Below are 7010 nucleotides of genomic sequence, written 5' to 3'. Positions count from 1 at the left end.
CAAGTGGGTTAAGTGGTGATTAAATGTCGCTTCTGAGGAAATACTGTCACAAGCTGAAAGTCAGCTAAAAATTGTCTTACTTGTTCGTATGTTCCTTAGACACTATGGTGTTGTCTTCTTTGTCCCATAAAATAGGCACGGTTACTCTTCCACTATAATTAGGGTCGGCTTTAGTATAAAGCTGATGAGCAAAGTTAACCCTGTGTAACGGATCTCCGATAGCAATATTTGGATCGGTAAAAGCTTGGTCCTGTTTGAATTCCCAACCGTTTTCAAGCATGTCAGGGTGAACACAGCTGACACTAATTAGGTCTTCTAACTGCTTTAGCTTAATGAAAACCAGCGCACGGTGTGCCCAAGGGCATGCCAAAGAAACATATAAGTGATAGCGGTCTGCTTGCGCAGGAAAATGATTTGCATTGTTTGCATCATACTCACTGGCTGGATAGATCCAGTTACGGAAAGCTGATTCACTACGAACGAACTTGCCTTGAGTTGATTTTGTGTCGTACCACTGGTCAACCCACTGACCGTCTACAAGTAATCCCATCTTATTTACCCTCAAATTATAATTCACACTATTATTAATGAAATTGAATCGTTTTCGGGGCAATATATTGATCGTATTTAATCGAATGATTCGATGGGTTTGATTTTTTTATGTCTGAACGTTTAGGTTCATTGTTAGTTCCGTGCTGTATTTTGCTAGTCAGCATCTATGCTAGTTTGTATGTTGGTATGCTGCCACCCTTGTGGTTTGATATTTTGCCATTGCTTCCTCTTATCTTAGCAAGTGTCGCTATTTTACTTGCTTGGCATTTTAATAAAGGTCGAGTCCTGCTCTTGGTCTTGTTGTTGCTAATTCCAAAATTGTATGGCTCTTCCGATCAACAGGCCTCACTGACGGCCTATCTGGTCGTTTCTTGCTTTTGTATTTCTTTACTAGGATTTATTCCAGAGAGAGGTTTCTTTAACCGGTTTGCAGTAAATCGCATTCTTTTTATTGTTATGTTGATTGGCTGGTGTTATGCCATCGAACGTAGCTGGGTTTCATTTTCATTTTTAGATCATCATTTTTTTAATATTGGTGTGACCTGGTCGACGGTGTTGCTTTGGTGTGTCTTGTTGTTTAGTGCAGGAGCGATGGGTGTTGCTTGGTGGTTTAGTGGAGATACGTTTAGAGCAAGTGGTTTAGTCAGTATTGTTAGTTTGCTGGTAATGAGTCATTTTGTATCTTCGGATACGCAATTTGATGCGTTGTTATCTGCACAGTTTCTTTTATGGGTTTGGTTTTTGTTGATGGAAAGTCATCGTATGGCTTATCTCGATGACCTGACGAAGTTACCTGGTCGACGAGCGTTGAATGAGCAGTTAGTGGGGTTGTCTAAACAGTACGCTATCGCCATGGTGGATGTGGATCACTTCAAAAGATTTAATGATACGTACGGGCACGATATGGGGGATAGGGTACTAAAAAATGTTGCTTCTAAATTGAAGTTGTTTGCTTACCCAGGGCGCGCATTTCGATATGGAGGTGAAGAATTTACGGTTGTATTTCGTAGTAAGCACCTTGCAGAAGCAGAAGCATCGTTAGAGACCATTCGTGAGAGTATAGAAGAAGCGTTTGTTGAAGTGTTTGATCCTAAAAAGAAACAGGAAGTTGACGTGAATGTGACTGTGAGTGTTGGGGTTGCATTTGCTACAACTGGAGAGCCTACGGACTCGGTATTAAAGAGAGCAGATGATGCCTTGTATCTCTCTAAGAAAAAGGGTCGAAATCGCCTTACCAGAGCGGCTCAACCTAAAAATATTTAATTTACTTATATAAATTGATCGATCGGTCAACTTTTTTCTTCTGAACTATTGCACTGCCAATTCAGCAGTCTATAATCAGTGTCTCAATTGCATACAAAGACATTGATTGCGTTTTATAAAAATCAGAATAGATTTTTGGTACTCAATGTTTTGTTCAGAACATTGATATGTTGTATCTGCAACATATCAATTACAGCGCCAACGTGGTGTAGCAGTTAGCCTAGTGACGAATGCCTATAGTCACTAACGTCTCTGCTGCGAGGGGAAATGGGGAGCTTCGGCTCCCTTTTTTTCGCCTGATTTTTGTTATCACTTCGTGCCAATTACAAAGAATGTTATCCTCCTTTTGTGTCGCACAGGAAGGTAAGCCGATACTGAAAACAATTTCCCTTTAGTACTATATTTGATCAATGAGGCTACACCTTTGACTGACGTTAAACGACCAAAAGATCAGCTGAAAGCGCATATTCGAGCGCAGAACCAGACACTCATTCTTGAAACATCAGAGCGTGTGTTCGCTCGACAAGGTCTGGCAAAAACAACGACTCAGATGATTGCTGATGAGGCTGGCCTGCCAAAGGCCAATGTGCATTACTATTACCGCTCTAAGAAAGATTTACTTGAAGCTGTATTGGAGCGTATCTTGCGCCTATGGTTAGATTCGGTGAGTGAATTTAATGCGGCAGAAGGTCCGAGGATTAACCTAACTCGTTATATTAGCGAAAAAATCGATCAATCTCGTTCTAATAAAAATGCTTCTAAAATTTTTGCGATGGCACTGATTGGCGAAGAAACCTTTGTTTTAGAGTATCTTAGAAATTTATTCGTAACCGAGCTGAGCCGAGAGAAAGTAACAATTCAAGAGTGGGTGGAGCAGGGGCTGATGGCTCCTGTGTCGACCGAGCATCTTTTTATTAGTATTTGGGCAATGACCCAAACTTATGCGGATTTTGATGCGCAGGTAAAAATTATGCTGCAGAAAGATGAATTAGAAAAAAGTGATTATGAAGAAGCTAAACACTTTATTACTCGTATGGTTTTAGTTGGCTGCGACGTGAAGGATTAATTAGGGGTACATTTGAGGGTTTGTTATGACATTAGAAAGTGGTATCACGTTCTTTTTAGCTATATTTATTTTTAGCATTACTCCAGGTCCAGGCATTTTTGCTATTTTGGCGAGAAGCATGACAAAGGGTGCACGGGCCTGCATATCACTTAGTCTTGGTATGGTGCTAAGCGATATCATTTACTTGGTAATGGCGTGTTATGGTTTGGCTGCGATAGCATCAACATGGGAGAGTGCGTTTTTAGTCATACGTTATGCAGGTGCGGCCTACTTAATATATTTGGGGTGGAAAATGTGGACTTCTTCTGTCTCTTCCTCTCCGACAGATATTGGGGCGTCAAGCAGTGAGATGGCGAGTTTTATCCAAGGCTTTATGATCTCGGCTTCGAACCCTAAAGTCATTCTTTTTTATGTAGCCTTCTTGCCGACCTTTATGGATTTAACTGCTCTTGGTGGTGTGGATATTGTATTGGCCTCTTTCTTAGCTTTTATCGCTCTTTTGCTTGGTCTTACTATGATTTCCATTTGTGCCTCGCAGGCACGAAGATTTATGAAGTCTGAACGTTCAATGAAGTCATTGAACCGGACCGCTGGCGGTATTATGGCGAGTGCCGGCGCCTTTTTAGCCATGAAGAACTAGCGCAAAAGTATTGCTTTCTTAGTACTTATGGCTGATTAGACGTAAAAAAGGCTCTGCTTGTTTACAAGCAGAGCCTTTTTGTTATTTTCGAAATGAAGTTAACGAGTACCGTAAATTCTGTCGCCTGCATCGCCTACGCCAGGTCGGATGTAAGCATGCTCGTCAAGGCCGCGGTCAATTGAGCCTATGTACATAGCCACGTCAGGGTGTGCTTCTTTAAAGGCTTCTATGCCTTCAGGTGCGGCAAATAAACAAATAAAGCGAATGTCTGTTGCGCCCATCTCTTTCATTTTTTCGATGGCCATGATTGCAGAGTTACCTGTCGCCAGCATAGGGTCGACAACAATGATGGTGCGTTCATTTACTGAATGCGGCATTTTCAAGTAGTACTCGACAGGTTGCTTTGTCTCAGGGTCTCGGTATAAGCCAACATGACCAACTCGTGCACTAGGAGATAGCTTTAATACTCCCTCAGCAAGTCCATTACCTGCTCTCATTATCGTGACAATACAAAGTTTTTTCCCTTTGAGGACGGGGCACATGGCTTTTTCTAATGGTGTCTCTATTTCAATATCGACAGTTTCTAAATCTCTTGTGGCTTCATAACCAATGAGGGTTCCAAGTTCTTCTACTAGCATGCGAAATTCACGTGTGCTGGTATTTTTGTCACGAAGACTTGTTAATTTATGCTTAACAAAAGGGTGCTTTACTACATGTATGTCTTGGTAAGCGTTAAGGATTTCATCGCGGGTCATTGGCCATTCCTTTTTAATCACTAAGGGAGTGTGAATGTAAGTGAGTTATCTTTTCATCGTTTAGCTAATAATAGCATTAAGTCAGAATTGACCAAATAACTAATCCTGTCTGTACGGTTAGTTTGTGGCTTGAAGTGAGCAAGTATTTGGGAAAATAACGCCGAGCGTTGTTTTCGGTAAGATCGTCATTACATAGAAGGTATACAGAAAGAGTAGATATTAGCAATTTATCGCTAATGCTATTTTTAACAAAGAGGCGATTTGTGAGACCTTAATGATGAATGATGATGAACAATATTTAGATGAACAAGAAGTAAATGATGTAATGGATGGGGTTGAAGATATTGAAATTAGTGACCCTAAAGGCCTTGCTCTGCCTGATGATGTTTTGCCTGAAACGCTATTTATTTTACCCATATCCAGCCGTCCATTTTTTCCAGCACAGGTTCAGCCTGTTATGGTGGATGCAGAACAGTGGGAAGATACTTTAGAGCGAATTGCCGAGCATCCGCAAGCTGCTGTCGGTTTAGTCTACGCTGATAAAAAAGCAAAAAAAGAACCTTCTGTTGACGAATTTCGTTCTATTGGTTGTGTGGCGAGAGTTCATAAAGCCGAGAAACAGAACGACAAATTGACGTTTTTAGCCCAAGGCGTGAAACGCTTTGAAGTCATCGAGTGGCTAAGTGAGGAGGCGCCTTATTTAGCGCGTGTTCGGTATATCAATGATGTTAAGTCAAATGATGATGAATCAAAGGCGTACTCTATTGCGATCCTTGATGCAATCAAGCAGTTGATTCGTTTGAACCCTTTATTTAGTGAGGATTTAAAACAATACCTAGGGCGCTTCTCTTTTAATGAATCCGGTCTGTTAGCGGATTTTGCGGCGTCTATTACTTCTGCTGATGCTGAAGAGTTATATGATGTTTTGGCGACAGTCCCTGTTCCTGCTCGTATGCATTTAGCTTTGACTTTGCTGCGAAAAGAGCTAGAAATTGCTCGTTTACAAAATGAAATTAGTGCAGAAGTTAACGATAAAATCAGCAAGCATCAGCGTGACTTCTTCTTAAAAGAGCAATTGAAAATCATCCAAAAAGAATTGGGTATTTCAAAGGACGATCGCACCTCAGATGTCGAAACGTTCGAAGCTCGCTTGGAAGGTAAAATTCTTCCTAAAGCAGTAAATGACAAAATTCAAGAAGAGTTGCATAAACTGAGCATTCTGGAAACTGGTTCCCCAGAATATGGTGTTACACGTAATTATTTGGATTGGGCGACGGCGCTGCCTTGGGGGATTCACTCTAAAGATAATTTAGACATCAAGTTGGCTCGTGAGGTTTTGGAATCCCATCACGCGGGTCTTGGTGATATAAAAGATCGTATTGTGGAGTTCTTGGCGTTAGGTGCGCATCGTGGCGAAATGGGAGGAAGCATTCTTCTTCTTGTTGGTCCTCCAGGTGTTGGTAAAACATCCATTGGTAAGTCTATCGCAGAGTCTCTAAATCGTAAGTTTTATCGGTTTAGTCTTGGTGGCATGCGTGACGAAGCAGAAATTAAAGGCCATCGACGTACTTATATTGGCGCTTTGCCAGGTAAATTTGTCCAAGCGTTAAAAGATGTTGAGGTTGAAAACCCTGTCATTATGTTGGATGAGATCGATAAGATTGGCTCTTCTTTTCAGGGGGATCCAGCTTCTTCTTTATTGGAAGCATTAGATCCTGAGCAAAATGTTGAGTTTCTTGATCATTATTTGGATATGCGTATCGATTTGTCTAAAGCCTTATTTATTTGTACGGCAAACCAGCTAGATACGATTCCAGCGCCTTTGTTAGATCGAATGGATGTGATTCGCTTGTCTGGTTATATTGGTGATGAAAAATTAGCGATTGCTAAGCAGCATTTATGGCCAAAATTACTCAAGAAAAACAAGCTGTTGAAGAAACAGTTGAATATTACGGATGCTGCGTTACGGCATATTATCGAGCATTATGCTCGTGAGGCTGGAGTGCGTGGCTTAGACAAATTGCTGCAAAAAATCCTGCGTAAGAGTGTTGTAGAGCTGATTACGGGAGAGAAAGAGCATATCAGTGTGGGCGTCAAAGATGTCGAAACATTGTTAGGTATGCCTTACTTCCGACCAGAAAAAACCTTGCAAGGTGTTGGTGTGGTTACAGGCTTGGCTTGGACTTCGATGGGCGGGGCTACTTTGCCGATTGAAGCCAATAAAGTACATGATCTAACGCGTGGCTTAAAACTTACGGGTAAGCTTGGCGAGGTCATGAAAGAATCAGCTGAGATTGCTTATTCTTATGTATTTTCTCACACTAAGAGCTACCAGAAATCACCAGAGTTCTTTGATAAGAGTCTTGTGCATTTGCATGTCCCTGAAGGTGCAACACCAAAAGACGGCCCAAGTGCTGGCATCACTATGGCAACAGCTTTGATGTCATTGGCAAGAAATGAGCCTATACGTCGAGGGTTGGCTATGACAGGTGAACTTACATTAACGGGTCAAGTGCTTGCTGTTGGTGGTATTCGTGAAAAAATCATTGCTGCGAAACGCAGTAAGATTAATGAAATTATCTTACCAGAGCCAAACCGTCGTGACTTTGAGGAATTACCTGAATCGGTGAAAGAAGGGATGACGGTGCATTTCGCAGAGCGTTTTGCTGATGTCGAAAAAATTGTCTTTAATCGAACGAATAACGATCTTCATTAGATTATCTGCGTGGTGAGT

6 protein-coding genes are annotated in these 7010 nt (G+C 41.5%); 4 read left to right on the top strand and 2 right to left on the bottom strand.

The window, feature by feature from the left end:
• Positions 1-76: 76 nt before the first annotated feature.
• On the bottom strand, positions 77-550 hold the full coding sequence (locus DFP77_RS01035; RefSeq protein WP_309477148.1) for a glutathione S-transferase family protein: 474 nt from the start codon (positions 548-550) through the stop codon (positions 77-79).
• A 110-nt stretch (positions 551-660) separates the two neighbouring features.
• Between DFP77_RS01035 and DFP77_RS01030 the strand changes: the two genes are divergently transcribed.
• The 3 genes from DFP77_RS01030 (at position 661) to DFP77_RS01020 (ending at position 3521) form a co-directional block, all read left to right on the top strand.
• Positions 661-1815, top strand: coding sequence for a GGDEF domain-containing protein (locus tag DFP77_RS01030; RefSeq protein WP_114410442.1), 1155 nt, complete (start codon positions 661-663; stop codon positions 1813-1815).
• Positions 1816-2239: 424 nt separating this feature from the next.
• The gene (locus tag DFP77_RS01025) at positions 2240-2881 is read left to right on the top strand and encodes a TetR/AcrR family transcriptional regulator (protein ID WP_114410441.1); all 642 of its coding nucleotides are present in this window, start codon (positions 2240-2242) and stop codon (positions 2879-2881) included.
• 25 nt (positions 2882-2906) lie between these two features.
• Positions 2907-3521 (top strand): LysE family translocator, encoded by a 615-nt coding sequence (locus tag DFP77_RS01020; protein ID WP_114410440.1) that lies wholly within the window; start codon positions 2907-2909, stop codon positions 3519-3521.
• Positions 3522-3619: 98 nt separating this feature from the next.
• Here DFP77_RS01020 and upp read toward each other — a convergent pair whose 3' ends face one another.
• Positions 3620-4276, bottom strand: a complete 657-nt coding sequence (gene upp, locus DFP77_RS01015) for a uracil phosphoribosyltransferase (RefSeq protein WP_114410439.1) — start codon at positions 4274-4276, stop codon at positions 3620-3622.
• 277 nt (positions 4277-4553) lie between these two features.
• Between upp and lon the strand changes: the two genes are divergently transcribed.
• Positions 4554-6992: an endopeptidase La gene (gene lon / locus DFP77_RS01010; RefSeq protein WP_114410451.1), complete on the top strand. Its 2439-nt coding sequence runs from the start codon at positions 4554-4556 to the stop codon at positions 6990-6992.
• The last annotated feature ends 18 nt before the right edge of the window (positions 6993-7010 follow it).

The organism is Marinomonas foliarum (assembly GCF_003337275.1).
GTDB classification, from domain to species: Bacteria; Pseudomonadota; Gammaproteobacteria; order Pseudomonadales; family Marinomonadaceae; genus Marinomonas; species Marinomonas foliarum.
This window is presented reverse-complemented; position numbering and strand designations above follow the sequence as displayed.